This window comes from Micromonospora sp. NPDC050784 (genome assembly GCF_044456765.1).
In the GTDB taxonomy this organism is placed as follows: domain Bacteria; phylum Actinomycetota; class Actinomycetes; order Mycobacteriales; family Micromonosporaceae; genus Micromonospora; species Micromonospora foliorum.
In genome coordinates this window covers 1-25851 of the sequence record NZ_JBITGG010000022.1, presented here as the reverse complement: position 1 = coordinate 25851, position 25851 = coordinate 1, and the positions used below count along the sequence as shown (strand labels likewise).

22 protein-coding genes and 1 riboswitch are annotated in these 25851 nt (G+C 72.3%); of the genes, 13 read left to right on the top strand and 9 right to left on the bottom strand.

Annotation, left to right across the window (positions count from 1 at the left end):
• Positions 1–7: 7 nt before the first annotated feature.
• Both ACIBD9_RS25920 and pseB read right to left on the bottom strand, forming a co-directional pair.
• Positions 8–1165, bottom strand: coding sequence for a DegT/DnrJ/EryC1/StrS family aminotransferase (locus ACIBD9_RS25920; RefSeq protein WP_396721583.1), 1158 nt, complete (start codon positions 1163–1165; stop codon positions 8–10).
• On the bottom strand, positions 1162–2145 hold the full coding sequence (gene pseB, locus ACIBD9_RS25915; RefSeq protein WP_387176811.1) for a UDP-N-acetylglucosamine 4,6-dehydratase (inverting): 984 nt from the start codon (positions 2143–2145) through the stop codon (positions 1162–1164). The genes ACIBD9_RS25920 and pseB overlap by 4 nt, the downstream gene beginning before the upstream one ends.
• A gap of 363 nt (positions 2146–2508) precedes the next feature.
• On the opposite strand from pseB, the gene ACIBD9_RS25910 reads away from it, so the two are divergent.
• The gene (locus ACIBD9_RS25910) at positions 2509–4245 is read left to right on the top strand and encodes an ArnT family glycosyltransferase (protein ID WP_396721581.1); all 1737 of its coding nucleotides are present in this window, start codon (positions 2509–2511) and stop codon (positions 4243–4245) included.
• A gap of 102 nt (positions 4246–4347) precedes the next feature.
• Here ACIBD9_RS25910 and ACIBD9_RS25905 read toward each other — a convergent pair whose 3' ends face one another.
• Entirely contained in the window at positions 4348–4857 is a 510-nt protein-coding gene (locus tag ACIBD9_RS25905) for a GNAT family N-acetyltransferase (RefSeq protein ID WP_387176814.1), read from the bottom strand.
• A gap of 100 nt (positions 4858–4957) precedes the next feature.
• Here ACIBD9_RS25905 and ACIBD9_RS25900 point away from each other — a divergent pair, with 100 nt between their 5' ends.
• From ACIBD9_RS25900 to ACIBD9_RS25885, 4 genes are read left to right on the top strand one after another with little or no spacing between them, the layout of a single operon-like run.
• The gene (locus ACIBD9_RS25900) at positions 4958–5209 is read left to right on the top strand and encodes an acyl carrier protein (RefSeq protein WP_091401397.1); all 252 of its coding nucleotides are present in this window, start codon (positions 4958–4960) and stop codon (positions 5207–5209) included.
• The gene (locus ACIBD9_RS25895) at positions 5206–6486 is read left to right on the top strand and encodes an AMP-binding protein (RefSeq protein WP_396721578.1); all 1281 of its coding nucleotides are present in this window, start codon (positions 5206–5208) and stop codon (positions 6484–6486) included. The genes ACIBD9_RS25900 and ACIBD9_RS25895 overlap by 4 nt, the downstream gene beginning before the upstream one ends.
• Positions 6479–7234 (top strand): SDR family NAD(P)-dependent oxidoreductase, encoded by a 756-nt coding sequence (locus ACIBD9_RS25890; protein WP_396721576.1) that lies wholly within the window; start codon positions 6479–6481, stop codon positions 7232–7234. Before ACIBD9_RS25895 ends, ACIBD9_RS25890 begins: the two co-directional genes overlap by 8 nt.
• A complete protein-coding gene (locus ACIBD9_RS25885; RefSeq protein ID WP_396721575.1) occupies positions 7218–7709 on the top strand; it encodes a hypothetical protein in 492 nt (163 codons plus the stop codon). Before ACIBD9_RS25890 ends, ACIBD9_RS25885 begins: the two co-directional genes overlap by 17 nt.
• Positions 7710–7876: 167 nt before the next feature.
• Here the strand turns inward: ACIBD9_RS25885 and pseI are convergent, their stop codons facing one another.
• Both pseI and ACIBD9_RS25875 read right to left on the bottom strand, forming a co-directional pair.
• Positions 7877–8929 (bottom strand): pseudaminic acid synthase, encoded by a 1053-nt coding sequence (pseI, locus tag ACIBD9_RS25880; RefSeq protein ID WP_238662062.1) that lies wholly within the window; start codon positions 8927–8929, stop codon positions 7877–7879.
• Between the two features lie 133 nt (positions 8930–9062).
• Positions 9063–10226: a glycosyltransferase family 2 protein gene (locus tag ACIBD9_RS25875; protein ID WP_396721573.1), complete on the bottom strand. Its 1164-nt coding sequence runs from the start codon at positions 10224–10226 to the stop codon at positions 9063–9065.
• 299 nt (positions 10227–10525) lie between these two features.
• Between ACIBD9_RS25875 and ACIBD9_RS25870 the strand changes: the two genes are divergently transcribed.
• The 5 genes from ACIBD9_RS25870 to ACIBD9_RS25850 all read left to right on the top strand — a co-directional run bounded on the left by ACIBD9_RS25870 (position 10526) and on the right by ACIBD9_RS25850 (position 15561).
• Positions 10526–11761 (top strand): acyltransferase family protein, encoded by a 1236-nt coding sequence (locus tag ACIBD9_RS25870; RefSeq protein ID WP_396721571.1) that lies wholly within the window; start codon positions 10526–10528, stop codon positions 11759–11761.
• 93 nt (positions 11762–11854) lie between these two features.
• A complete protein-coding gene (locus ACIBD9_RS25865) occupies positions 11855–12277 on the top strand; it encodes a hypothetical protein (protein ID WP_396721569.1) in 423 nt (140 codons plus the stop codon).
• Positions 12278–12408: 131 nt separating this feature from the next.
• The gene (locus tag ACIBD9_RS25860) at positions 12409–13179 is read left to right on the top strand and encodes a hypothetical protein (protein ID WP_396721567.1); all 771 of its coding nucleotides are present in this window, start codon (positions 12409–12411) and stop codon (positions 13177–13179) included.
• A gap of 284 nt (positions 13180–13463) precedes the next feature.
• Positions 13464–13605: riboswitch (cyclic di-AMP (ydaO/yuaA leader) on the top strand.
• 233 nt (positions 13606–13838) lie between these two features.
• Complete coding sequence (locus ACIBD9_RS25855; protein ID WP_396721565.1) at positions 13839–14681, top strand: C39 family peptidase; 843 nt, start codon at positions 13839–13841, stop codon at positions 14679–14681.
• A gap of 133 nt (positions 14682–14814) precedes the next feature.
• A complete protein-coding gene (locus ACIBD9_RS25850; protein WP_396721564.1) occupies positions 14815–15561 on the top strand; it encodes an alpha/beta fold hydrolase in 747 nt (248 codons plus the stop codon).
• A gap of 6 nt (positions 15562–15567) precedes the next feature.
• Here the strand turns inward: ACIBD9_RS25850 and ACIBD9_RS25845 are convergent, their stop codons facing one another.
• From ACIBD9_RS25845 to ACIBD9_RS25830, 4 genes are all read right to left on the bottom strand, one after another.
• Positions 15568–17238 carry a CDP-glycerol glycerophosphotransferase family protein gene (locus tag ACIBD9_RS25845; RefSeq protein ID WP_396721562.1) on the bottom strand — a complete coding sequence of 557 codons (1671 nt, stop codon included), beginning with the start codon at positions 17236–17238 and terminating at the stop codon, positions 15568–15570.
• Positions 17239–17271: 33 nt separating this feature from the next.
• Entirely contained in the window at positions 17272–18789 is a 1518-nt protein-coding gene (locus ACIBD9_RS25840; protein ID WP_396721560.1) for a D-ribitol-5-phosphate cytidylyltransferase, read from the bottom strand.
• 146 nt (positions 18790–18935) lie between these two features.
• Complete coding sequence (locus ACIBD9_RS25835) at positions 18936–19712, bottom strand: ABC transporter ATP-binding protein (RefSeq protein ID WP_238657093.1); 777 nt, start codon at positions 19710–19712, stop codon at positions 18936–18938.
• 34 nt (positions 19713–19746) lie between these two features.
• Positions 19747–20640 (bottom strand): ABC transporter permease, encoded by an 894-nt coding sequence (locus ACIBD9_RS25830; RefSeq protein ID WP_396721558.1) that lies wholly within the window; start codon positions 20638–20640, stop codon positions 19747–19749.
• Positions 20641–20820: 180 nt separating this feature from the next.
• On the opposite strand from ACIBD9_RS25830, the gene ACIBD9_RS25825 reads away from it, so the two are divergent.
• The 3 genes from ACIBD9_RS25825 (at position 20821) to ACIBD9_RS25815 (ending at position 25696) form a co-directional block, all read left to right on the top strand.
• On the top strand, positions 20821–21459 hold the full coding sequence (locus ACIBD9_RS25825) for a TetR/AcrR family transcriptional regulator (protein WP_387176827.1): 639 nt from the start codon (positions 20821–20823) through the stop codon (positions 21457–21459).
• Between the two features lie 124 nt (positions 21460–21583).
• Positions 21584–23710 carry a DUF6077 domain-containing protein gene (locus ACIBD9_RS25820; protein WP_396721557.1) on the top strand — a complete coding sequence of 709 codons (2127 nt, stop codon included), beginning with the start codon at positions 21584–21586 and terminating at the stop codon, positions 23708–23710.
• A 228-nt stretch (positions 23711–23938) separates the two neighbouring features.
• Complete coding sequence (locus ACIBD9_RS25815; RefSeq protein ID WP_396721555.1) at positions 23939–25696, top strand: CDP-glycerol glycerophosphotransferase family protein; 1758 nt, start codon at positions 23939–23941, stop codon at positions 25694–25696.
• Positions 25697–25851: the final 155 nt, after the last annotated feature.

The following is a 25851-nucleotide window of genomic DNA, read 5'->3' as shown; positions in this document are numbered from 1 at the left end:
GTTCCCATCAGGCGGCGGGACGCACCGAGCCGACCCGCAGCGCGGCGGTCAGCGCGTCGATGACGCGGTCCTGGTCGGCGTCGCTGAGCCCCGGGTAGAGCGGCAGCGACAGCTGTTGGGAGTAGAACGACTCGGCCACCGGGCAGGACCCGCGCCGGTACCCCAGGTCGGCGAAGGCCGGGTGCCAGTGCACCGGGATGTAGTTGACCTGGACCCCGATGCCGGCGGCGCGCATCCGGTCGTACACCTCGCGGCGACGACCGTCGAGCACCCGGATCGGGTAGAGGTGCCAGGCCGGGTCGGCCCACGACTTGCGGGTCGGCAGCAGTACGCCGTCCAGGTCGGCCAGCGCCTCGTCGTAGCGGGCGACCAGGGCACTGCGGCGGGCCGTGAACTCGCCGAGTCGACGCAGTTGGCTGCGGCCCAGGGCGCAGAGCACGTCGGGCAGCCGGTAGTTCAGCCCGAACTCGTGCACCTCCTGGTGCCAGCCACCCTCGTCCGGAAACCGCAGCTCGTCGCGGTCGCGGACCACGCCGACGCCACGGAACCGGCGGGCACGCTTCAGGATCTCCGGGTCCAGCGCCGCGACGCCGCCACCCTCGGCGGTGGTCAGGTTCTTCGTGGGGAAGAACGAGAACGTGGTCAGGTCGGCGAGCGAACCGACCGGCCGGCCGTGGTACGTCCCGCCGATCGAGTGCGCCGCGTCGGCGAGGAGCAGCGCGTCGCTGCCCTCGACCGACTTGCGCAGCGCGTCGTAGTCGGCGGGGTGGCCGGCGTAGTCGACCGCGGCGACGACCTTCGTCCGCGAGGTGACCGCGGCGGCGGCCGCCGCCGGGTCGAGGCAGAACGTCTCGTCGTCGACGTCGGCGAACACGATCTTCGCGCCGAGGGCGACCGCGCTGCTGGCGGTCGCCACGAACGTCATCGGCGGGACGACCACCTCGTCGCCCGGTCCCACCCCGGCCGCCGCGTACGCCACGTGCAGCGCGGCGGTGCCGTTGGAGACGGCGGCGACACCGACTCCGCCGGTCCACCGGGCGAGGTCGGCCTCGAAGGCGTCGACCTGGGGACCGGTGGTGAGCCAGTCGCCGCGCAGGACGTCGGCGACGGCCGCGATGTCGTCCTCGTTGATCGACTGCCGGCCGTACGGGAGCATCCCCGTCATCCGTTGATGCCGAGCATGTCGCGCAACTGCTCGACGGTGAGCCACTCGTCGTTGGTGTCCGACTGGTAGGCGAAGCCGTCCGGCACCGGGTCGCAGCCCACCGGAGCCTGGTAGCCCCAGGTGGCGATGGTCGGCTGGACGATGAATCGGCCGTCGGCGCGCAGCGTCCGCCGGCTGTCGTCGGGCGCGATCATCTCCTCGTGCAGCTTCTCGCCCGGCCGGATCCCGATCTCGTGCGTGGTGGCGTCCGGGGCCACCGCCTCGACCAGGTCGAGGATGCGCATGCTCGGGATACGCGGCACGAACAGCTCGCCGCCCTGCATCTGGTCGAACGAGTCCATGACGAATTGCACGGCCTGGTCGAGGGTGATCCAGAAGCGGGTCATCCGCTTGTCGGTGATCGGCAGGCTCTTGCCCTCGGCGGCCAGCCGGCGGAACAGCGGGACGACCGAGCCGCGGCTGCCCACCACGTTGCCGTAGCGCACCACGGCGAAGCGGGTGGGGTGCTGGGCGGCGTAGTGGTTGGCCGAGACGAACAGCTTGTCGCCGACCAGCTTCGTCGCGCCGTACAGGTTGATCGGGCTGGACGCCTTGTCCGTGGAGAGCGCGATGACCTTCTTGACGCCGGCCTCGATCGCCGCGTCGACGACGTGCTGCGAGCCGGTGATGTTGGTGGCGATGTACTCCGACGGGTTGTACTCCGCGGTGTCCACCTGCTTCAGCGCGGCGGCGTGCACCACGTGGTCCACGCCGTGCATCGCCCGGGTGAGGCGGTGCCGGTCCCGGATGTCGCCGATGAACCAGCGCAGCCGCGGGTCGTCGCCGAGTTGCTGGCGCAGCTCGTACTGCTTGAGCTCGTCGCGGGAGAACACCACCACGCGGGCGGGGTCGGCCTCGTTGAGGATGTGCCGGAGGAACGTCCTGCCGAAGGAACCAGTTCCCCCGGTGATCAGAATGGACGATCCATTCAACTCACTCAATGTGGTGCTCCCGTGTTCGTGGATGAACGAGCGGCCCTGGGCCGGCCGACCGGGGTGACACGCTAGCCATGGCGGGTTAACTCCCCGGCGCTCGCGGGTGAACCGCAACCCCTGCTCCCGTGAATGCCGGACACCGCGTAGGCGAACACTTCCGACCGTCCGGGATGTGGGCTGACCTGGCCGGATCGGGCCGTTACAGTGACCGCGCGAACGACCGGCGGCCCTGCGCGCAGCCGAGTTCCGCGTTCACCTGACATCCACACCAGCTCGGCGCGAGCGGGCCACCCGGGCGTCACCGACGCCGGCCGACGAGCCCGTCGGATCGGCGCGGGCCCGGTCCGGCCGGCAATTCTGGAGGCGTTGATGGCACCCGGTAGTGACGTGATCGAACGGCCGGTGGCGGTGGCCGAGACGCCGAGTGACCCGCCCGCCCGGCGTTGGCTGGTGCCGCTGCTGCTGGTCGTCGGTTGGGTGCTCAGCGTGGCCTGGCGGATGTGGTGGTCCCGGCACATCGTGCTGCCGATCGCGCACACCGACGAGGACAGCTACCTGAACACCGCCCGCGCGCTGGCCGGCGGCCCGGGGGGCTTCAGCAGCGAGAACGACCTGCTGCGCCGGGTCGGCTACCCGATGCTGATCTCGCCGGCGTTCCTCGGGGACCGGGACTTCACCGACAGCTACCGGATCGTCCAGCTGATCAACGCGATGGTGAACTCGGCGCTGCTGCCGCTGGCGTACCTCTTCGGTCGCCGGGTGTTCCAGCTGCGCCGCTCGTACGCGCTGCTCGGCGCGGTCGTGGCGGCGACCCTGCCGGCCACCGCCTTCTACGCGGGTGTCGCCATGATCGACGCGGTGATGGCGCCGCTCGTGGTCGCCTGGCTGCTCGCCGTGCACCGCTGGATCGCCCGGCCCGGCCCGCTCGCGGCCGCCACCGTCGGCCTGCTGGTGGGTGGGTTCCACCTGCTGCACTCCCGCGGGCTGGTGATCGTGGCCGTGCACGCCGGGCTGGTTCTGCTGCTGTTCGTCCGCCGTCGGATCAGCCCGCCCGTGGTGCTCGCGGCGCTGCTGCCGGTGCTCGCCATGGCGCTCGTCAACGCGGCCGCCATCCGCTACCTCGGCGGCAAGGTCTACCTGCTCGGCAGCACCCCGGACGGCGGCACGTTCGAGGCGATCGCCTCCGCCCGGGGTGTGGTCCGGGTCGGTGCGGCGGTCACCACCCAGCTCTGGTACCTCGTGGTGATCACGTTCGGGTTGGCCGGGGTGGCCTGGGCCGGCGCCGTGCGCGAGCTGTGGCGTCCACGGCACGGCGACGCGGTCCGCTGGACGATGGGCGTGGCGCTGGTGGTGACCGTCGGGGTGGCCGGCGGCGCGTCGGTGATCCTGTCCGGCATCACCGGCAAGCCGCTGGACGCGATCTACGGCCGCTACGTGCAGATGCTGGCGCCGTTCTGGCTGCTGGTCGGGCTGGGGGTGTTGTTCACCACCGAGTGGCGGGTGGTGCTGCGCCGGGTGGCCGTCGCGGTGGCGCTGCTGGTCGGCGGCGGCGCGCTGGTCGCCGCCCGACTCGCGTACGTGGCCAGCCAGGGCCACGAGCTGCGCTACGGCGGTTTCAGCGCGCCGGACCTGGTGGCGTTGACCGGTGGCCTGCGGGAGCTGCGACCGGTGGTCGGGTCCCTGGTCGGCATCGCCGGCTGCGTGCTGCTCGTCGCCACGGTCCGGGTGCCCCGCCTGCGGCTGCCGATCCTCGGCGCCCTCGTCGTGGTCAACCTCGTCACGATGCAGGTGATCGACCAACGGATCGTGCGACCGACCGCGGCGAGCACCGCGCCGACGCCCCGGGTGGCGGACGTCGGCGTACGCCCCGGCGAGCGGGTCTGGGCCTCGACCGGCGTGCACTACGTCCTCCGGTTCAACCTCAGCCACCAGGTGACCTGGACCGACGTGCGGTGGTTCGGCGTCAAGCAGCCGCCGGCGGCGGCGCAGGTGGTGTTCGCCCGCTGGGCACCCGGGCAGGCCGACGACTGGGACGGCACCGCGTACGGCTTCGTCCGACTCGGCGGCAACCCGGAGCAGCACTGGGCGGCCTGGCGGCGGGCCTGAACCGCCACGCCCCGGTGGGCACCGCTATTCGTGAACGGCGGATGTCCACCGGGAGCACGGTCGGTTAATGGTTCCGGTCCATTACGGGAAAGTGTCCGACAATCAGCGCTGGCGGCGGTCCGCCCGAGCCAGGGAAATCGGGATGACGGTGATTTCCCGGCCGTCGGACAGCTCCTGTCGCGGGGTGCCCTCGACGAATCGGAAACGTCGGTTCATCTGCCGTACGACGGTATTGTGGCCGAGCACCTCGCCGTCGAGCCGGTCCAGGTGCAGCCCGTCGAAGGCGTACTCGACGGCCTCCCGCATGACCCCCAGCCAGGCGGGCAGGGTCTCGCCCCGTCCGTCCAGCCCGTCGGCGTCCAGATAGAAGCCCCACGCGCCGGTGCGGGGGCCATCCAATCGCAGGTCGAAGAAGGTGACCACCCCGCAGGGCACCTCGTCGCGGACGTACACCAGAACCCGCCGGGACGGGTCGTCGCGGACCGCCGACCACCACCGGGCGTGTTCCTCGGCGGTGATCTCGTGACTGGTCTTGCTGACCTGTCGATTGGTTTCCTGATTACGCCAGGACAACATCAGATGAACGTCGTCCGCCGTCGCTTCGCGCAGCACCTGCGTCTCGCTTTCCTAGCCGTTCACGTCGGGTTGAGGCACCTTACCCGGGCCTACCGGGAAATCAGATATCCATTCGTTGGGTTGTAGACTGCGGCGCATGAACGAATTGAGTCGCGCGCAGATCCGCGACCTCATGGCTCAGGTGCTGAAGAACCAGGACAAGGAGCTGCCCGCGGACGACGCGGCGCAGTTGCGGGAGATCGGCTTCCGGTCGCTCGACTTCTCCGAGCTGGCCCTGCGGGTGGAGGACGAGACGGGGGAGGAGCTCAACTTCGACGCCCCCGGGCTGCGTCGCATCGCCACCGTCGGGGACGTCCTCGACTTCCTCGTCGAGCTTCAACACCAGTGACCGTCGCGACGTCGCGCCAATCTGCCCCCGCGCACCCGGAGCCGGCCGGTGTCGACAACCGGCTCGTCGTCGGTGGCGCCGCGCTGACCTGGCGTTCGCTGCCGACGCCCACCCTGCCCGACCCGGCGGCGGTGCTCGCCCACTCGGCCGTGCACGCGCTCACCGCGGCGCGGCAGCACGCCGTGCACGGCACCGAGCTGTTGCTCAGCACCGCGAGTCGGGTCGACGAGGTGCTGCGCACCGAGCTGCTGGAGGCCGGGTTCACCGTCAGCGTCCTCGACGACGACGGCGTGCACCCGAGCGCACCGGCCCGACCGCGCGTCGCCGAGCCCGGTCGGCTCTGGCTGTTGACCTCGGGCTCCACCGGGCGGCCGAAGCGGGTCGGGCACACCCTCGACACGCTGACCACCGTGCGGGCCTACCAGCCCGACCGGACCTGGCTCTGCCCGTACGCCCCCGGCACGTACGCCTGGTGGCAGGTGGTCACGCTGTCGCTGACCCAGCCCGGCCAGCACGTGGTGGTGGTCGAGCCCGACGAGTTGGACGACTGGCCCTCGGTCGCGGCCGCGCACGGGGTCGACGCGGCCTCCGGTACCCCGACGTTCTGGCGCCGCACCCTCTACCGCGACGCCGACGCGCTGGCCCGGGTGCCGCTGCGCCAGGTCACCCTCGGCGGGGAGCCGGTGGACCAGGCGATCCTGGACCAGCTGCGGGAGGTCTTCCCGGCGGCCCGGATCTCCTGGATCTACGCGTCCTCCGAGGTGGGGGCGTCCATTGTGGTGCACGACGGGCGGGCCGGGTTCCCGGCCGAGTGGCTGGACCGGGAGACCCCGGGCCGACCGACGCTCTTCGTCCGCGACGACGAGTTGGTCGTCACCTCCCCGTACCACGGGGCCGGTCTCGCCGGCCCGGTCCGCACCGGTGACCGGGTGCAGGTGCTCGACGGCCGGGTGCTGATCACCGGCCGACTGGACTCCGACGAGATCAACGTCGGTGGCAACAAGGTCTCCGCCGGCGTGGTCCGCGGCGTGCTGGCCGGGCACCCGGCGGTGGCCTGGGCCCGGGTGACCGGCCGCCGCGCCCCGGTGCTCGGGCGGATGGTGGTCGCCGAGGTGGTCCTGGCCCCCACCGACCCGGCCACCGTCGACAGTGGTGTGCCGGACGAGGCGGCGCTGGTCCGCTGGTGCGCCGACCGGCTTCCCGAACACGCGGTGCCGCGCCGCATTCGCGTCCTGAGCGACATTCCCGTCAAGGAGACCCTGAAGAGCGATGTCTGAGCCCGCCGACACCCAGCTCGTTCCGCCCAGCTCCGTGGTCCTCGTCTCCGGCGGTTCCCGCGGCCTGGGCCTGGCCATCGTCACCGACCTGCTCGACGCGGGCGTACGCGTGGCCGCGTTCGCCCGCACCATCACCCCGGAGTTGGAGAAGCTCGCCGTCGAGCACCCCGACCGGTTGCACGTCGGCTCGGTGGACGTCACCGACCTGCGCGCCGCACAGAGCTTCGTCCGCGAGGTGGAGCAGCGCCTCGGCCCGATCGACGGCATCGTCAACAACGCCGCCATGGGGCAGGACTCCCTGCACGCGCACACCGCCACCGAGGACATCGCCCGGATCATCGAGACCAACCTGACGGCCCCGCTACAGCTGACCCGGCTGGTGATCCGCCGGATGCTCGCCAAGGGGCTGCGCGGGCGGATCGTCAACATCACCTCGATCTGCGGGCAGCGCGGTTTCCCCGGCCTCGTCGCGTACTCGGCCACCAAGGGCGGCATGGACGCCGCCACCCGCTCGCTCGCCCGCGAGCTGGGCGGCCGGATGCTGGTCAACTCGGTCGCGCCCGGCTTCTTCGCCTCGGAGATGTCCGCCGTGCTCGGTCCGACCCAGCTCGACCAGATCGTGCGCCGCACCCCGACCGGTCATCTGACCGAGCCGGTGGAGGTCACGCCGGTCGTGCGGATGCTGCTGCGCGAACACACCAACATCAACGGCCAGGTCATCGTGGTGGACGGTGCCGCCTCCATCTGACCTGCGGCCGGCTGTCCTCCCGGTGCAACCAGCGCGGCACGGCGTCGCCGCCGTGCCGCGTCCGGTGCCGGGGCTGCTCGCCGCCGCCGAGCGGCACCTACGCATCGGGTCGCCGACCGCGATGGCCGACGCGGTGACCCGCAGTCACCTCGACGACGGCCGGTGCGTCGGCTGGTACGGCCCACCGGCGCCCGGCTGGCGGGTGGCCATCGACGCGGAGCGCGCCGACGCCCCGGTGCCCCCGGCGCTGGCCCGCCGGTTCGGCGCGGGCGACTTCTGGGCCCGGTGGACCCGGGCCGAGTGCTGCTGCAAGCTGGCCGACGTGCCGGTGGCGGTCTGGTGGCGGCGCCACGGCCTGGGTACGCCGGCCGACGGATCGGCGGTCTGGCGGACCCTCGCGGTGGCCGACCTGGTGGTCACCGTCGGCTTCGCCCCCATCGACCGGGCCGCCGCAGTCGGCGGCTGCTCCCGGTAGAGCCGCCCCCCGCCCCCGCCCCCCGCCCCCGCCCCCCGCCCCGCGCCCCCCGGTCGATCATGGAGTTGTGGTGCTTCACAAAGCAGGCACCGGGGGTCTAAACGGCCACCACAAGTCCATGATCGACACGGCTGGCCCGGGCGGGGGTGGGGCGGTGCGCGTACCGGTCAGATCAGGTCCCAGCTCAGGGGGGTGCCTCGGGGGACGTCGGTGGTGAAGGTGCGGCCCAGGACCCGGTCGATCTCCACGGGGGCCAGCCCGCCGGCCGGCCGGATCGAGCGGACGTTGTGCGCGGTCACCGGGTCGCCGGCCCGGACGTCCTCGACCACGAAGAGCGAGCGGCGGAACCGCAGCCCCTCCCGCTCGGCGGGGGTGGGGCCGATCGCGGTGCCGCCCAGCGCCGCGTACGCCCGGCCGGACTCGGCGACCAGGGCCGTGAGTTCCGCCGGGTTCAGGGAGAAGTCCGAGTCCACGCCGCCGTCGGCCCGGTCCAGCGTCACGTGCTTCTCGATGAAGCAGGCGCCGAGCGCCACCGAGGCGACCGCCACCCCGATGCCGGGCGTGTGGTCGGAGAGCCCGACCGGCACGTCGAACGCACCGGCCAGCACCGGCAGCCGGCGCAGGTTGCTGTCGGCCGGCGGCGCCGGGTAGGACGCGGTGCAGGCCAGCAGGACGATGCCCGCCGCGCCGCCGTCCCGGGCGGTGCGCACGGCGGCGTCGATCTCGGCGACCGTCGCCATTCCGGTGGAGATCACCATCGGCTTGCCGGTGCTGGCCACCAGCCGGATCAGCGGCAGGTCGACCAGCTCCGACGAAGCGATCTTGTACGCGGGCGCGTCCAGCGACTCCAGCAGCTCCACGGCTGTCGCGTCGAACGGCGACGAGAAGACGGTCAGGCCACGCTCGCGGGCCCGCTCGAAGATCGGCGCGTGCCACTCGTACGGGGTGTGCGCGCGCTCGTAGAGGCGGTACAGGTTCTCCCCGCCCCACAGCTCGTGCCCGCTGGAGATCCGGAACGCCGGGGTGTCGACGTCGATGGTGATCGTGTCCGGCCGGTACGTCTGCAGCTTGAGCGCGTGCGCCCCGCTCTCGGCCACCGCGTCGACGATGGCCAGCGCCCGGTTCAGGTCGCCGTTGTGGTTACCGGACATCTCGGCGACCACGAACGGTCGCTCCCCGGCACCGACCGCGTGCGGTCCGATCTTGATTGTCGCCGTCATTCCGACCTCTGCTCAGGTACGCCCGCACCGGGGTGCGGTGGTGCTGTCGTCGTCCACCCGGCGGGCGGACGACCTGGAAAACCAGGGCGCCGGGAGCCGCCCCGGCCCCCGGCGTGCTCTGCGGTGCGGTCGATCACGGCAGCCAGCCACCGGCCAGCGCGTCGCGTCGCTCCGGCGCGAGCCCACCGTCACTCGCCGGCGCGGCGTCCGCCGCTCGGCCCGCGTCCTCGTCGGCGGCGGGCGAACCACCGTCGGCGCCGGCCGCCGGGCCGGGCCGACGCAGGCGACCGGCGACCCGGTGGGCCTGGCGCAGTGCCGAGTACGCCAACCAGTCACCCCGCCCGACGAGGCGGTGCTTGAGCCCGGCCACGCCCGGGGGGAGCGGGTAGCCGCCGGTGGGCAGGTACCGACGGTAGTGCGCGGCGGCCCGGTGGAAGAAGTCGCGCCGCAGGTGGGGGTGCAGCCGGCCGTCGTTGCCCACCACCACCAGGTAGTGGCTGATCATCAGCTCGAAGAGTTCGGCCTGCAACCGCTCGTCCGGGTGCTTCCGGGTGACCCAGTCCAGCAGCCGCTCGTACTGGTCGAAGGCGTCGAAGTGCCGGCCGCTGCGGGTGGAGGTGATCGCGCCCTGGCGGCCCTGGCGGTACAGGTAGCAGACCCGGTCCAGCACGGAGATCTTCTCGGCCCCGATCAGCAGGGGGTGGCTGAACGGGATGTCCTCGTACCAGCCGGGGAAGAACCGCAGCTCCAGCTCGTCCATGAAGTCCCGGCGGACCACCTTGTTCCAGGCGGTGTGCTGCACCCGCAGCAGTTGCGGCTGGTCGGCCAGCCGGGTGACGCCGGGAATTCCGTGCAGCAGCGGGCTGCTCGCGTCGACCTCGCGCCGGCCGTCCTCGTGCACCCGCAGGTGGTCGAGCATCAGCACGTCGGGCTGGTGCTGGCGCAGCCGGTCCAGCACGGCCGCGATGGTGCCCGGCGGCAACCAGTCGTCGCTGTCGACGAACCAGACGTACCGGCCGGTGGCCACGTCGAGCCCGGCGTTGCGGGCCAGCCCCAGACCCACGTTGCTGCTCAGGTGCACGACGCGGACGCCGTCGCGGCCGACCGCGTACGAGTCGAGCATCGTGCCGCAGCCGTCGGGGGAGGCGTCGTCGACGGCGATCAGCTCGACCGCGTCCGATTCGCCGGCCGGGATGTCGGCCCGGATCGACTCGAGGCACTGGTACAGGTACGCCTCGACGCCGTACACGGGCACGACGATGCTCAGCAGCGGTGCGTGCGTCGGCTCATTGACCACGTCCGCCACCTTCGACGACCCGGGTGGCCGGCCCCGGAACCTGACGTTGCCGCCGATGGTGGAATCTCTGAACTCCCGCCCAGCAGAAGGTTAACGCCGACCGGCGGGTGGTTCCCCGGTCCGGGGAACGCGGGCTCGTGGGGCGGGTGGGACGCGTCCGGTTCACCCGGGAGTGACCCGGTAGGGTGCCTCGGTGCGGCCCTGCCGGGTCGTCGCGGGCGTCGCCGTCGCGCCGTCCGACGCCGCGCCGAGGAGGATACGACCGTGCTGGTGACCCTGCCGAGCGTCGGGATCCCGGCATGACGAGCGTCGCCGCGGTGTCGGCCGCCCGGCCCGCACCCGCACCGGCCCGGCTGCCCTCGCTGACCGGGCTGCGGTGGATCGCCGCCCTGCTGGTCTTCGGCTTTCACGCCGGCACCATGCGGATCATCGCCGAGCCGGACTACAAGGCCGTGGTCGACGCGCTGTTCACCCTGGGCCTCTCCGGGGTGCAGTTCTTCTTCATCCTCAGCGGTTTCGTGCTGGTCTGGTCGGCCCGTCCGGGCGACTCCCGGCGTACTTTTTGGCGGCGACGGATCGCCAAGATCTACCCCAACCACCTGGTGCTGTGGGCGGCGACGCTGGCGGTCGCGGCGTGGTTCGCCGACCCGGTCCTACCGGCGGCGGCGCTGGAGAACCTGCTGCTGTTGCAGGCGTGGGACCCCCGGCCGGGCTGGTTCTACAGCATCAACACCGTCAGCTGGTCGCTCTCCTGCGAGTTCTTCTTCTACCTCTGTCTGCCGCTGGCCCTGCCGCTGCTGCGCCGGGCCCGGCCGAAGGTGCTCTGGACGCTGATCGTCGCGCTGCCGCTGCTGATCCTCGCGCTCTGGCCGGCGCAGGAGTTGGTGCCGGAGGTGAGTCGGTGGTGGTTCACCCAGATCTTCCCGCCGGTACGGTCGCTGGAGTTCTGGTTGGGCGCGGTGGCGGCCGAGTTGATGCGCCGGGGGCTCTGGCGCGGCCCCGGTCTGACCGTGGCCAGCGGGATCTTCCTGGTCACCTGGGTGGCGGCCGCGCAGTGGATCCGCGCCGAGCTGTGGACCACGCTGCTCGCGGTCGCGTACCTGTTGGTGATCGCCGCCGCCGCGGACGCGGACGTGCGGGGTCGGCGCTCGCCGTGGCGGTCCCGGCCGCTGGTCTGGCTCGGTGAGGTCTCGTTCGCCTTCTATCTGGTGCACGTGCTGGTGATGACGAGCGTGTTGCGCTGGAGCGGAACCTGGGGGATCGGCTTCGCGGGCTGGCGCGGCCCGGCCGTGGTGCTCGGCTTCCTGGTGACGAACCTGATCCTCGCGGGGCTGCTGCACCGCTTCGTCGAGACCCCGATGATGCGCCGGCTCGCGCCGCGCCGTGCGGCCCGTCCGGCACCCGTCCCCCGACAGCGCACCGTCGGCGACGACGCCGCCCGAGACCCCGCGAGCAGCACCCGAGCCGAGGCCCGCGGGGCCGCCGAGGAGGTCGGTCAGGCCGGCGGTCGATCAACGTACGTCGACAGGCGCTGACAGCGTCCACCCTGGTCAGACGGGGGCGGCGCGGCGTGCTCCGACACGCCCGTGGTCGGTGCGCCCGGGTCGGCGCGACGGTAGCGTGGGGACGTGCTTCCGGTTGCGTTCACCTGTCCGCTGTGGTGGGTGGCGCGCTGGGCGACGCGGGTGCTGACCAGCCTCGCCGTCGTCGCGGCCCTGGCGCTCGGCGCAGGCCCGGCCACGGCCGCCGCGTCGACGCCCAGCCCGGTGCCAACGCCGAGCGCGGTGCCGGCCTCCGTCGCTGCCGTGCCGCCAGCCGCCTCCTATCGGCACGCCGGGGCGCACGGTGCGGCGCGCCCGGCTGCGGCGATACCGCCGGAGGCCGCCGAGGAGTCGGTGCCGGCCTGGTCGGTCGACACGCCGGTGGCGCTCCCCGGCGATCAGGGCACCGTCACGGCCGGCCCGCTGCCGGTCCGCGTGGCCGGGTCTGACCGGCTGCCCCTCGTCGACGGTGCGAGCGGTCGGGCCTCCCGGGCCCCACCCGGGCGCTGAGCCACCGGGACGACCGTCCCGTCTCCGCGCCCTGTCGACCCACCCGCTTCCCACCCCGCCGGCCCGTGGCCCACCGTGGCCCGCTGCCGGCGCGGCTCCCATCGCACTGCTCTCTCCCCGAGGTGCCGACCATGGAGACCGTCGTCTTCTACCAGTTCGTGACCGAGGTGCCGCGGGCCGCCGCCATCTGGTCGACGCTGTTCCTGCTGACCCTGGGCCTGCTCACCGTGCTGGCCGCCCGCCCGGAACAGGACCGGCCCACGGACGATCCGCCCCCGGCCGCGCCCACCGCCCGGGAGTTGGCCGCCGCCGAGGCCGTCGACAGTCGCCGCTACGCCGAGGAGGTGGCCGTCGCCGCGGCCGGCGCGGCCACCACCGCCCGGCGGCGACGTGCCGCCTGGCTGGCCGCTCAGGATCAGCTGGAGCGGGCCTGGATCGGGTACGACGAGGCGGACACCGTCGCGCGTCGTTTCGCGGGCGCCGGGGCGCTGCCCACCCCGCAGACCCCGCACACCCCCGCCGAGTACGCCGCCCGGGAACGCTATCTGCACCGCGCGGCGATGGCGGCGTACTGGCGGGGCGACCTGAGCATGGCGCAGCTCGGCGACGTGTTCGGGCACCGGCGTGGCTGGGATCCCCGGCGGCACCCGGTCGAGCAGGAGGTGCTGGTCAGCCGGGTGGTCCGGGATGCGCGGCTGGCCGACTACCGGGTGGCCGCCGACCGTGAGCGGGCCGCCTGGCGCGACGCGGAGTTGGCCGCCGAGTCGGCTCGTACCCTCGCCGAGGAGGCGTACACGGCGGCAGCCCGGCTGCGCCCGACCCCGGTGCCCGCTCGCCGGACGGTGGCCGGGGCGATGCGTCCCGCCGTCGTGGCACGGTGGCGCCCGGCCCGGGCGGGTTGAGCCCGATCCGTGATGTGAGGCCGGTCACGCAATAGCGAAATCGGACGGTCGGCGCGATCGACGGCATTGTTCCCGCGATTATGGCCGCGTTCTTCGCGGCCTGTCCGGTTGTCGCCCGCAGGCGTCGCCGTAACCGGTTGTCCCATCGAGTCACATCATCGGCAATACGCGCAGAAATTGTCGCGCCAATTGGGGTTTACGCAGGTGAACCTGGCTTGGCAGGGCGTGGAGCGACCAGTAGTGTCGTCCCGTCCGGTGCGGTAACCGATCGCAAGACGCGACGCCGCATCGACCCGCTCAATCGTGATCAACGAACCGGGGACCCATCAGTAAGTCCGGGGTGAATCCGCGAGCCACGGCCCGCGGTAGGGCGATCTTCCCGCCCGAATCCGTCAGCTAACCCGGTAGGCGGTGTCGGAAGGAGTCCCATCCTCGTGCAGCACCTTTCCACCCCTCGGTTGTTCCCTCGCCTCCACGGCGCGGCGGTGCCCCCGCTCACTCGTCCAGTGACGGTGAGCTGACCCCCCGGGTCATCGCCTTCCCCGCCCGGCCACGCCGGGCGTTCCCCTGAGCGGTTCACCATCCGCGGACCACGGTCCGTGCGTTGGCGCCTGCCCGGATACCGGTCCGGCCCCGGTGTGCCGCTCTCCCCCCGATCCGTGGAGGACCCCGTGAAGCACACCCTGCAGCGTCAGCTCCGCCGCCTCGCCACCGAGCGTCCGTACCAGATCGTCGCCGCCTCCGCCGCGGCCCTCGCGATCGCCACCACCACCGGCGCCCTGCTCACCACTGCCGACGACGCCCCGGCCGGCCAGCGCACCGCGACCACTGTCGCCGAGATGCGCAGCGACGTCGCCGCCTCCCGCGGCGAGGCTCGGGACGCGTCCCCCTCGGCCAGCGCCGCGCCGACCACGGCCGCCCCGGCCACCAGCGCCCCCGCCGCCAAGGCCAGCAGCAACCCGGACCTGACCCGGAAGCCGGAGCGCCCGAAGCCCCCGGCGACCAAGGTGCTCGACTACGACTACGAGGCGCAGAACACCTACTACAACTGCGGCCCGGCGGCCACCCGGAACGCGCTCAGCGCCGCCGGCATCGACCGCACCCAGGAGGAGCTCGGCGCCGAGCTGGGCACCACCGAGATGGGCACGAACTCGGCCGAGGACACCACCCGGGTGCTCAACGCCGAGGTGAAGGGCTCCCCGTACCGGACCCGGATGTTCCCCGGCGCGCCCAGCCCGGCGCAGATGGACCGCCTCCAGGCCGACGTGGTGAACGCCATCACCGACGGCCGGGGTGTGGTGGCCAACGTCGTCGGGGACGCCACCGACACCGACGGCGGCTGGCACTCCTACGGCGGCGGGCACTACATCGCCGTCGTGGGCTACAAGGACAACGGTCGTACCGTACGGATCGCCGACTCGGCGAACCCGGCCGACCCGTCGTACTGGATCACCACCATCGACCTGGCCAACTGGATCACCAGCCGGGGCTACTCCGCCTGACCCGGGCACCCTGACCGCCGCGGGCGCCGTCTCCCACAAGGGGCCGGCGCCCGCGGCGTTTGTCCGCGCGGTCCGTCGTACGCCGTCATCGACGGCTCTCGTACCGGGCCGTGAACCGTGGGAGACTGCGGCCGTGGTGGAGACATCGGGTGGTCACGCCGGCCGTAGGCCGGTCCTGCTGCTGCTGCACGGCATGGGGGCGACCGGGGACGTGTGGTTGCCCTGGGCGCCGTACCTTGAGCAGCATTGGCCCGGGCGGTGGCTGGCACCGGACCTCGCCGGCCACGGCTGGGCGCCGCCGCTGCCGTCGTACTCCTTCGCGGGTTTCGCCCAGCGGATCGCGCAGGCCCTCGCCCCCGACGACCGGTTGGTCGTGCTCGGGCACTCACTGGGTGGGGTGGTTGGCCTGGCGCTGGCCGCCCGCGACGCCGGGACGCCTGTGGACGCGGTGGTCGGGCTGGGCATCAAGGCGCTCTGGTCACCCGCGGAGCTGACCCGCGCCGCCGAGGTCGCCGCCCGCCCGGTGAGCTGGTTCGCCAGCCGCACCGAGGCGGCACGCCGCTACCTGCGCGTCGCCGGACTGGTCGGCCTGGTCCCGCCGGACCACCCGGTGGTGGACGCCGGGCTGCGTCAGGTCGACGGCCGGTGGCGCCTCGCCATGGACCCGGCCGCCTTCGCCGTCGGCGAGCCCGACCTGGCCGCGCTGCTGGCGGCGACCGACGTTCCGGTGGTGCTGGCGCGCGGCGAGAACGACCCGATGGTCACCGACGAACAGCTCAAGGAGTACGGGGTGCCGGTGGCCACGCTGCCCGGTCTCGGGCACAACGCGCACGTGGAGGACCCGGCGGCGGTGTTGGCGCTGCTCGACCCGTACCGCTGAGCGGGGCTACGCCGGTGTGGACGCGGTCAGGGTCTCGGCCGGTGCCAGCTCCCGGCGGGCGGCGGTCAGGAACGCCTCGGCGTACGACTCGGCCGGGAAGTCACCCAGGTAGCGGCGGCGGGTGGCCCAGCGGGCCTCGGCCAGCGGGTCGGTGTCCAGCAGCGCGGTCAGCACCTCGTCCACGTTGGACATGTCCCGGCGCAGCACGTAACCCGACCCGGCCAGCGGGAACCGCTCCACGAACCGGTCGCCCTCGTCGCCCATGTCGGTGACCGCGTACGGCTTTCCGGAGTAGAGGAAGTCGGAGATCACGCCGGACACGTCGGAGACCAGCGCGTCGGCGGAGTTGACGCACTCGGTCAGGCTCAGCTCCCGAGCCGCCGCGCCGACCACGTGCGGACGGCCGGTGCGGGCCCGATCGGCGACGAGCAACTCGGTCAGGCGGCCCAACTGGCGGGCCGATGCCGGGTTCTGCGTGGTGTACGGGTGGGCCCGCAGGATCACCGTCGCGCCGCGCTCCAGCAGTCGGCGCAGCAGCCCTTCGGCCACCGGCAGCGAGCAGTAGTTGGCGTCGGCGTGGTGCCCGGTCCAGGTCGGGGTGTACAGCACCGTCGGGTGCGCCAACCCTCGCGCGGGCTCCGGGCGTACCTCGATCGACTCGACCTGTGGGCGACCCACCACCACGAACTTGTCCGCCGGGATCTGCACCCCGGCGCGGGCGTACCTGTCGATCGCCGCCTGCCCGGCCACGAAGATCCGGTCGAAGATCCCCGAAACCGGGTTGGCGCTCGGCGCCTTGTCGCTGTCGCCGTGGTGCAGCTGAATGTGGGTGAGCTGGGTGAAGCGGACGCAGTGGCTGTTCTTCGCCCCGTGGTTGACGTAGAACGCCGCTCGCAGGCTCGGCACCAACGCCTCGTCCATCGCCCCCAGGGTGGGGCAGTAGACCACCGGCGCGTCGGTGGCCGCCGCGATCGGGGCCAGGAACTCCGGCTCGCGCAGCACGACCAGGAACGGCCGGCCGATCCGTTCCAGGTACGGCAGCCACATGGTGACCTGGTATTCCGAGCCGGGGGGCGCGGAGAAGTAGAGCAGGAACTCCGGCTGGTGCCGGCGCAGCGCGGCGGCCACCGCCCCGCCACCGGCCCGTGGCCGGAACCGCCGCCGGGCCAGGTCCAGTGCGACCGCACCGGCGCCCGCGCCGACCAGCAGGCTGGCGGCCAGCGCCACACCGGCCGGCAGGGCGAGAGCGGCGGCGAGCGCCAGCGCGGCGAGCAGCCCGAGCAGGGCCGTGCCGAGCTGGCCGGCGATCAGCGGCGTCCAGGCGCGTACCGGCAGGTTGGCCGCCCGGATCTCCAGGCTGCCGGCGGTGCGCAGCGGCCCCACCAGCAGCACCAGCCCCAGCAGGACCAGCCCGGTGGCGACCAGCGCGAGGTTGAGCCCGTCATCCAACCGCCGGGAGTAGCCGACCAGAACCGCGGCGGCGACCAACGCGGTCTCCGCCACCAGGTCGGCGCTGGGCCGGATCCGCTGCTCGGCGGCAGCCGCGGCCAGCGCGGCCACGGCCAGCGCCAGCCCCCAGCCGGTGGCGCCGGTGAGCGCCAGCACGACAAAGGCCAGCACGGCCAACCCGGTGGTCAGGCACCGGGCGGCCAGCTTTCGGACCAGGTCGCCGCGCATGTCGCTCCGTTCGTGGTTCCGTAGGCGTCGGCGTCAGTTCGCGGACGTCGCGCCGGCCGACGTCTCGACCCGACCCGACCCGGCCTGGGCCGGCACGCTCGGCGTGGGCCCGTCACCGGGTGCCCGGCGTACGTCGATCACCTGACCGGTCAGGTCGGAGATCAGCACGTCCAGCGACGACTGGGCGACGGCCTCCGCGGCGAGCAGGGTGTGCTCCGGCTCCTCGCCGAAGGCCCGCGTCCGCATCGGGGTGGCGGTGCGCTCCGGGTTGATGCAGTTGACGCGGACGCCGACGTCGGCCCACTCGTCGGCGAGCGCCTGGGTGAGGTTGACCAGGGCGGCCTTGGTGGCCGAGTAGAGGGCGTAGCGGGCCCGGCCCCGGGTGTAGGAGCTGGAGGTGTAGAGCAGCAGCTGACCCTTGGTCTGCTGGAGGTACGGGAGGGCCTGGCGGGCGATGGTCACCGGGCCGACGAAGTTGACCTGGAGCAGCCGGTCCATGGTCTCCTCGTCCATCTCGGCGAGGGCGCCCTTCTCCAGGATGCCGGCGGTGACCACCACGTGGTCGATCCGGCCGGTGGCCTCGAAGGCGGTCGTCAGCGCGGCCGCGACGTCCTCGGCCCGCTCCACGTGGGTGCCGGTGCTGGAACGGCTGAACGGGAAGACCTGGGCGCCGTAGCGCCGGGCCAGCTCGGTCAACTCGTGGCCGATGCCGTAGCTGCCGCCGAACACCACGATGGTGCGGCCGGTCAGCTCCTCGCTGTAGCTGCGGTGGTCGGTCAACCGGGGCGCCTGCGCCGCGGCGAGCTGGAAGAGCTTGTCCGCCAGGTGCACGTCGACCGGGTGGGTGACCTTGATGTTCTCGTCCGAACCGTCGATCACCTTGATCGGGGTGCCGGGGAGGTAGCGCAGCACCACGCCGCAGTCGTCGGTGGCGGCGAAGTCCGGGTCGTCCTCGGCGATCCGGTACGCCGCACGGATCGTGGGGGAGCGGAACGCCTGCGGGGTCTGGCCCCGGCGCAGCCGGGAGCGCACCGGGATGTCGGTGATGCAGTCGTTGTCGTCGACCTGGATGATCGTGTCCGCGGAGGGGATGGCCACGTCCACGGCGGCGTAGGTCCAGAGCGCGTTGACGCACTCGCGCACGATCCGGCCGCTGAGCAGTGGGCGCACCGCGTCGTGGAAGAGGATGTTGCAGTCTTCCGGGCCGACCGCGTCCAGGGCGATCCGGGTGGTGGCGTTGCGGGTGTCACCGCCCTCGATCACCTTGGTGACCTTGCGCAGGCCGGCCTTCTCGACGATCTGCTGGGCGTCCTCGACGTGGCCGGTGGCCATCAGCACGATGATCTCGTCGATCTCCGGTGCCGCCTCGAAGACCGCCAGGGTGTGCTCGATGATCGGCTTACCGGCGATCTTCAGCAGCTGCTTCGGGATGCCGAGGCCCAGCCGCGTCCCGGTGCCTCCGGCCAGAACCACCGCCACTGTCCGCGAGGGCCGCCACGGCGTCTGGGTCTCCGCTTCGGCGTCCGGGCCAGTGGTCTGGTCCTGCGTCATTGCCGGATCCTCACTCTCAGGGATGCGTTAACGGAAGGTTCCGCCCGAGCGGCGACGGAATGAACCTTAACGCGCGGACCGCGTCGCCCCAACGCGGGCGACGCGGTCCTCAGGTGCCGTGTCGATGCCGAACGTTCGCCGGAACTCTACTTGCTGTTCGCGTACGCCTCGTACGCCCGGATGACCTCGTCGGTGGGCCCATCCATCCGGATGACGCCCGATTCCAGCCAGATCGTCCGTTCGCAGGTGTCCCGTACGGAGGAGAGCTGGTGGCTGACCAGGAACACCGTCCCCGCGCCCTCCCGCAGCTCCCGTACCCGCTGCTCGCTGCGCTTACGGAAGCCCTTGTCGCCGGTGGCGAGCGCCTCGTCGATGAGCAGCACGTCGTGCTTCTTGGCGGCGGCGATGGAGAACCGCAGCCGGGCCGCCATGCCGGACGAGTACGTCCGCATCGGCAGGCTGGCGAAGTCACCCCGCTCGTTGATCCCGGAGAAGTCGATGATCCCCGCGGCCTGCTTGGCCACGTCATCGGGGTGCATGCCCATGGCCAGGCAGCCGAGGACGACGTTGCGCTCCCCGGAGAGGTCGTTGAGCAGGGCGGCGTTGACGCCCAGCAGCGACGGCTGCCCCTGGGTGTGGATGGCGCCCCGGTTGACCGGCAGCAGGCCGGCGATGGCGCGCAGGATGGTGGACTTGCCGGAGCCGTTGCTGCCGATCAGCCCGATCGCCTCGCCCCGGTACGCGGTGAAGGAGACGCCCTTGACCGCGTGCACCTCCCGGACGTTCGGCGCGTGGGTGCGCTTGACCAGCCGGCGCAGCGCGGCCACCGGCGTGGTGCCACCGGCAGCGCCCTGGTGCACGCGGTAGATGATGTGCGCGTCGTCCACGACCACGGTCGGGATGCGCTCCTGCGTGCGGGTCATCGTCGCGCTCGCCTCGGGGGCGGCGTCGAAGTGCTCAACCACGGCCGTACTCCTGTTCGCCGCGCCAGAAGTAGATGAAACCGCCGATGCCGGCCACCAGCGCCCAACCGGCGCCGACCAGCCAGAGCTGGGTCAGCGACTCGTTGAGCAGCGGTGCCTCCTCGAGCAGCGTGTACCGCGCAAGCTCGATGTAGACCAGCAGCGGGTTGTACTGCACAAGCGTCGTCGCCCAACCGGGCAGCCGCTCGAAGAGGCTGACGCTGTAGAGGACACCGGAGCCGTACATCCAGGTGCGCATGATGAACGGCATGACCTGCTTCAGGTCGCTCGACTTGGAGCCGAGCCGGGCCACCAGCAGCACCACGCCGGCGTTGAACACGGCCTGCAGCAGCAGCGCCGGCACCAGCAGCAACCACTCCCAGGTGAGCGGCTCGCCGGTGACCAGCACGATGCCGATCAGCACCACCATCGAGGCCAGCAGTTGCTGGAACTGCGTCATCGTCGTCGACAGCGGCAGGCTGGCCCGGGGGAAGTGCAGCGCCCGGATCAGCCCCAGGTTGCTGCTGATCGACTGGGTGCCGGCCAGGACCGCGCTCTGGGTGAAGTTGAAGATGAACAACCCGGTGGTCAGGTAGGCGATGAAGTTCGGGATGCTGTTCTGTGCCAGCACCACCCCGAAGATCAGGTAGTAGACCGCCGCGTTGGTGAGCGGGGTGAGCACCTGCCAGAGCTGACCCAGCTTGGCGTTGCTGTACGAGGCGACGAGCTTGGCGTTGGCGTACGCGGCGATGAAGTGCCGGTAGGCCCATAGTCGGCGGCTGTACTCGACGAGGGTGGGGCGCTCACCGGCGACCCGTAGCCCGTGCCGAGCGGCCAGCTGCGCCTGGGTCAGGCCCGTGTCGGGGTCGACCAGCGCGGTGGTGGCCATGGAAATGGCGCTCCGATCTTTCGTGCAGACGGGGGTTGCTCGCGACGATCGAATCCTAGTGGGAAATTTGCGCGGGGCGCCGCCTCGTCGCTGCGAGGACAGTAGTCCGAAACACGTCGGGACGCAACCGTACCGTCGTTGCGCTACGCTGTCCTGCGTGACCTGCGATAAGAGCGCTCGATGACGACCGAGAAGAGGCGGGCCCCGGCCGGCGCGGCGGTGCTGCGCGACGAGATCACCACGGCGATCCGCCGCGCGCTGATGCAGGAGCTGGCCGCGGTCGGCTACGGCCGACTCTCCATCGAGGCGGTGGCCCGGCGGGCCGGCGTCAGCAAGACGGCGATCTACCGACGGTGGAGCTCGAAGCTCGACCTGGTGCTGGAGATCGTCGCCGCCGCGGCACACGGCAAGCTCCCCGCACTGGACACCGGCACGCTGCGCGGTGATCTCGCACTGCTGTTCCAGGCGGTGGCCCACGCGCTCCGGCACCCACTGGCGTCGCAGATCATCCCGGACCTGCTGGCCGAGGCCGCCCGCAACCCCAGCATCGACGCGACCCTGCGTCAGGTGCTGCACACCCGGCAGCAGGAGATCGGCGGTCGCCTGGTCACCCGTGCCGTGCAGCGTGGCGAACTGCCCGCCGACACCGACCTCGACGCCGCCATCGACCTCATCGTGGGTCCGCTCTACTGGCGGCTCGCCATCGCCCGGCTCCCGCTCACCGACGGTTACCTCGACAACCTGGTCGAATCCGTGGCGGCCGGGCTCGGCGCCGACAGCGTGCTGCCGCGTCCCCGGGCGGCTCCGATCTCGGGCTGACCAGCCCTCGACACACGGCCGCCGGCAGCAGCGGTCTCCCTGTCCGATTCCGCTACGCTGCCCCCTTGACACCCGGCCGTCACCGTGCCGATGCCCCTCATCCGCCTGACGAGTAAGGACGCCCGTGGCCAACGTCGACAGCATCGCCGTAGCGCCCGCCGAACCGGATCCGACGCCGCGGACCGGGCAGGCACCCCGGCCCGCCAACGAACGCGCCGGGCTGTCCCGGGTACGCGCGCTGGTGGCCGTCGCCCCGGCGGTGCTCACCGATGGCGCCGTGATCGCGTTCGCGCTCTTCACCGTGCTCTACCACCTGGCCTTCCTGGGCGACCTGCGTCCGTCGGTGACCTTCCGGATCTGGCTGCTGGCCTGTGTGGTGCTCGCGGTCGTGGCCGTGCTGCGCGCCCGCCGCCGCGCCCCAGCCGACAGCGCGCCAGCCGACAGCGCCCCAGCCGACAGCGCCCCGGCCGCTCAGGATGAACCCGTTGGCGCACGCCCCGCCGTCGACCGCCGCCTGCTGGTCGGGGTTCTGGTCGCCGCCGCCGTGGCCGCCGTCTCCGCCGGTGTGGCCGGCACCGACGTCAACCTCTCCTGGTGGATCCCGGCGGTGGCCGGCCTGCTCGCGGCCGTCGGCGGGCTCCTGCTGGTACGCCAGGCCTGGCTGAGCGGCCCGACGTCCACCCCGGCAGCGCCGGCGCCCACCCCGGCGCAGTCGGCGTACGCGCTTGTCGTCTCGGTCCTGGTCGGCATCTCCTCGTTCTTCCTGGCCCGCAACACCCCGGACGACGTCTACTACGTCGGCAAGTCGGTGTGGATCGCCGAGCGTGACCTGATCCCGCTCAACGACTTCCTGTTCTCCGAGAACGTGCTGCCGGCCATGGGCTCGCAGCCGCCCATCCCGTCGATCGAGGTCTTCGACGGCGCGTTCGCCAATGTCGTCGGCATCCACGCCAGCTCGGCCCTCTGGTACGTGCTGCTGCCGATCATGGCGGTGCTCGCGGCGCTGGCGCTGTGGCGGTTGACGCACCGGTGGGCCCCGCGTCGTCCGCTGCTCGCCTTCACCGTGGCGATCGCGTACCTCTACCTCGTCGCCGGCGGGGACGCCGCACTGGGCACGTTCCACCTTCCCCGGCTGCACGAGGGCAAGGGCATGTTCGTCTCGGCGGTCATCCCGCTGATGTGGCTCTACCTGACCGAGTGGTTCGACAACCGGTCGCGGCGCAGCCTGCTGCTCATCGTGGCGCTCTCGATCACCGCGATCGGCCTCACCAACACCGCGGCGATCATCCTGCCGATGCTTGTCGGCGCCGCCGGCTTCGCCATGCTGCTGGTCGGCCGGTGGAAGGCGGCCGTCGTCGCGGCGGTCGCCGCCCTCGCGTACCCGATCGGCTCGCTGGTGGTCTCCCGGCTGGTGCTCGGCGGGATGAGCGCGACCGGGGCGGACGACGCCTTCTTCGACGCGGCGTACACCTACAAGCGGACCCTGCTGTTCGGTGTGGTCGGGGTGATCAGCGGTCTCGCGCTGTGGTGCGGGGCGTTGCTCGCCCGTCGGCGTACGCCCGCGCTGCTCGCCGCCGGCGCCGCCCTGGCGTTGAGCGTGTTGTTCGTGCCCGGCGTGCTGGAGGTGCTGAGCGCGTTGAGTGGCATCTCGGTGGTGCTCTGGCGCGTGCCGTGGCTGCTCGCCCTGCCGACGCTCATCGGTCTGCTCTGCACCGTACGCGTGCCGGCGCCGACCCCGGCGCTGCGTCGGGCGGCGTCCGGTGGGATCGCGGTGCTGCTGGTCGCCTCGTTCGCGCTGTTCGCCACCCCGATGTGGTCGCCGAAGAGCTGGGTCGACGTGCACGACCGTCCCACCTGGAAGCTTCCGCAGCAGCGTCAGGCGATCGCGTTCTGGATCAAGGACTTGGACCGTCCGCAGGGCCTGCTGCTCGCCCCGAAGACGATCATGCGCACGACGCCGATCGTCACCAGCGAGGTCCGGGTTGTCCTACCTCGCGACTTCTATCTCGTCGAGTACGACCTCAACTCCCAGTTCGCCAAGGACCGACTGCTGCTCGCCGACTTCGCCGACGGCACCGCCAGCCCGACCTCGGCCGAGCTGAAGCCGGCACTGGACCGCCTGGACGTGGGCACCATCTGCGTCTACAACGGCAACCAGTACGCCCGCGACACCGCGCCGCAGCTGGGCTACCAGGAGTTCGCCAAGCGCAAGGCACCCGGCGCGGTGACCTGCTTCCGGCGGGCCGGCTGAGCGCTGCACCCGCACCGAGCGCCCGACCCCGGGATGGGGTCGGGCGCGCCCCGGTGCGGAACTTTGCCCGAAATGGTGCCGGATACCCGAGCGACACCGAGCTGTCCCCTCGCGTTAAGGTCGCAGTCACACGCAGCCGGCCGCGATTGAGCCGCTGTGCGACGGGGGAGTGACGTCGGTCCATCACGGGCACCGCCCGCAACGAAATCTCGTAGGGAGCGAACTCGTTTGTTCGGCACGTTGACAGGACGCCTCGGAGTGGCCGCCCAGAGTGCGCTACTGGTCCTGGCCTACCTGGTCATGCTCGTCGGTGGCGTATTCGGTTGGATCGGCCTGTTCGCCGTCGCCGGGTTGGCCGCCATCATCGGCGAGTTCGCCGTCGCCCGCTGGTCACCGCCGTCGCAGCTGCTGTTGGAGAAGGTGGGCCTGCACTGGTCGTACCGACAGCTGACCCGCGACCTCGCCGCCGTGTTGCTGGTCGCCGCCGAGGTGCGGCTCAGCGACGGCGAACTGACCCTGCTGCTCGTGCTGCCGGCCGCGGTGTGGGTCGTGTCGGTCTTCGCCGGTGCGCTCTCCACCATGATCGAGCGTCGTAACCCGCTCTCCGCCATGGTGCGCAACATCGAGCTGGGTCCACTGTCCAGCGCCCCCCAGCCGCCCGCCTGGGCGGCGGCGGTCGCCGGTGACCGGATGCCCCTGCTCAACCTGCTGCTGGTGCCGGCCGGCGTGGCCGCCGCGGTGCAGCACGACCCGACGCCGTTCTTCGTGGCCGGCGCGGTGGCGGTCGTGGCGACCGGTGTGGTGGGCGCCATCATCGCGCTGACCTGGCTACGGGGCCGGGGCGCGGGGCAGGGCCCGCTGCTGCCGGCGGTCCAGCGTTGGCTGGACAACTACCGGCCCGAGGTGGCGCTCTACTTCGCCGGGCCGGCCAAGGACGTCTACCAGGCGAACATGTGGCTCGCCCCGACCGAGGCGCTGCAACAGCGCGCGGTGGTGCTGATGCGCAGCCGGGACGCGTTCCTGGAGCTGGCCGACACCCGACTGCCGGTGATCTGCGTACCGGCCGGGGTCGACTTCATGAACCTCGACCTCGGCGGCATCCGCGCGGCGCTCTACTCCGCCAACGTCGGCGCGAACATCCACATGCTGCGCGAGCCGGGCACCAAGCACGTCTTCGTCGGGCACGGCGACAGCGACAAGCAGGCCAGCGTCAACCCCTACAGCAAGGTGTACGACGAGGTCTGGGTCGCCGGCCTGGCCGGCCGGGAGCGCTACGCGCGGGCCGGCGTGGGGGTGCTCGACTCGGACATCGTCGAGATCGGCCGGCCGCAGCTCGCCGGGGTGCACACCTTCGGCGCCGAGTCGGTGGACCGGCCGTTCACCGTGCTCTACGCGCCCACCTGGGAGGGTTGGCTCGACGACGACCCGTACCACACCTCGCTGGTGCTGATGGGTGAGCGGATCGTCAAGGGACTGCTCGCCACGAATCCCCGCGTCCGCCTGATCTACAAGCCGCACCCGCTCACCGGGTCGCGGTCCAGGGCGGCGAAGGTCGTGCACGACCGGATCGTCACGGCGATCCGTGCGGCCGGCGGCGACCCGGACGCGTCCTCGCTGGACGGCACCGCGCACCTGGTGGTCACCGGCCGCACGCCGGCGCTGTTCGACTGCTTCAACCAGACCGACCTGCTGATCAGCGACGTGTCCAGTGTGGTCTCCGACTTCGTGCAGAGCCAGCGGCCGTACGTGGTGGCCAACCCGGGCGGCCTGTCGGAGGACGACTTCCGCCGTGAGTACCCGACGGCTCGGGCCGCGTACCTGCTCTCCAAGGACTGCGGCGAGCTGGAGAAGATCGTGACGGTCACGCGGGCCGGTGACGACCCGCTGACCGAGGCCCGCCGGGAGCTGAAGACCTACCTGCTCGGCCCCGCCGAGGCGAACCCGATGGACCGGTTCCAGCAGGAGATCGACCGGCTCTGCCACTGAGCCCCGTCCGCACGGCAGCGGGGCCCGCCCCCCCCCGGGGGGGCCGGGGCGGCCCGGGGCCCCCCCCCCCCCCCGGGGGGGGCCGGGGGGGGCCCCCCCCGGCGGCCCCCCCGGCGGCGGCCGGCAGGTGCCCCCGCCAACCCCCCGCCCCCCCC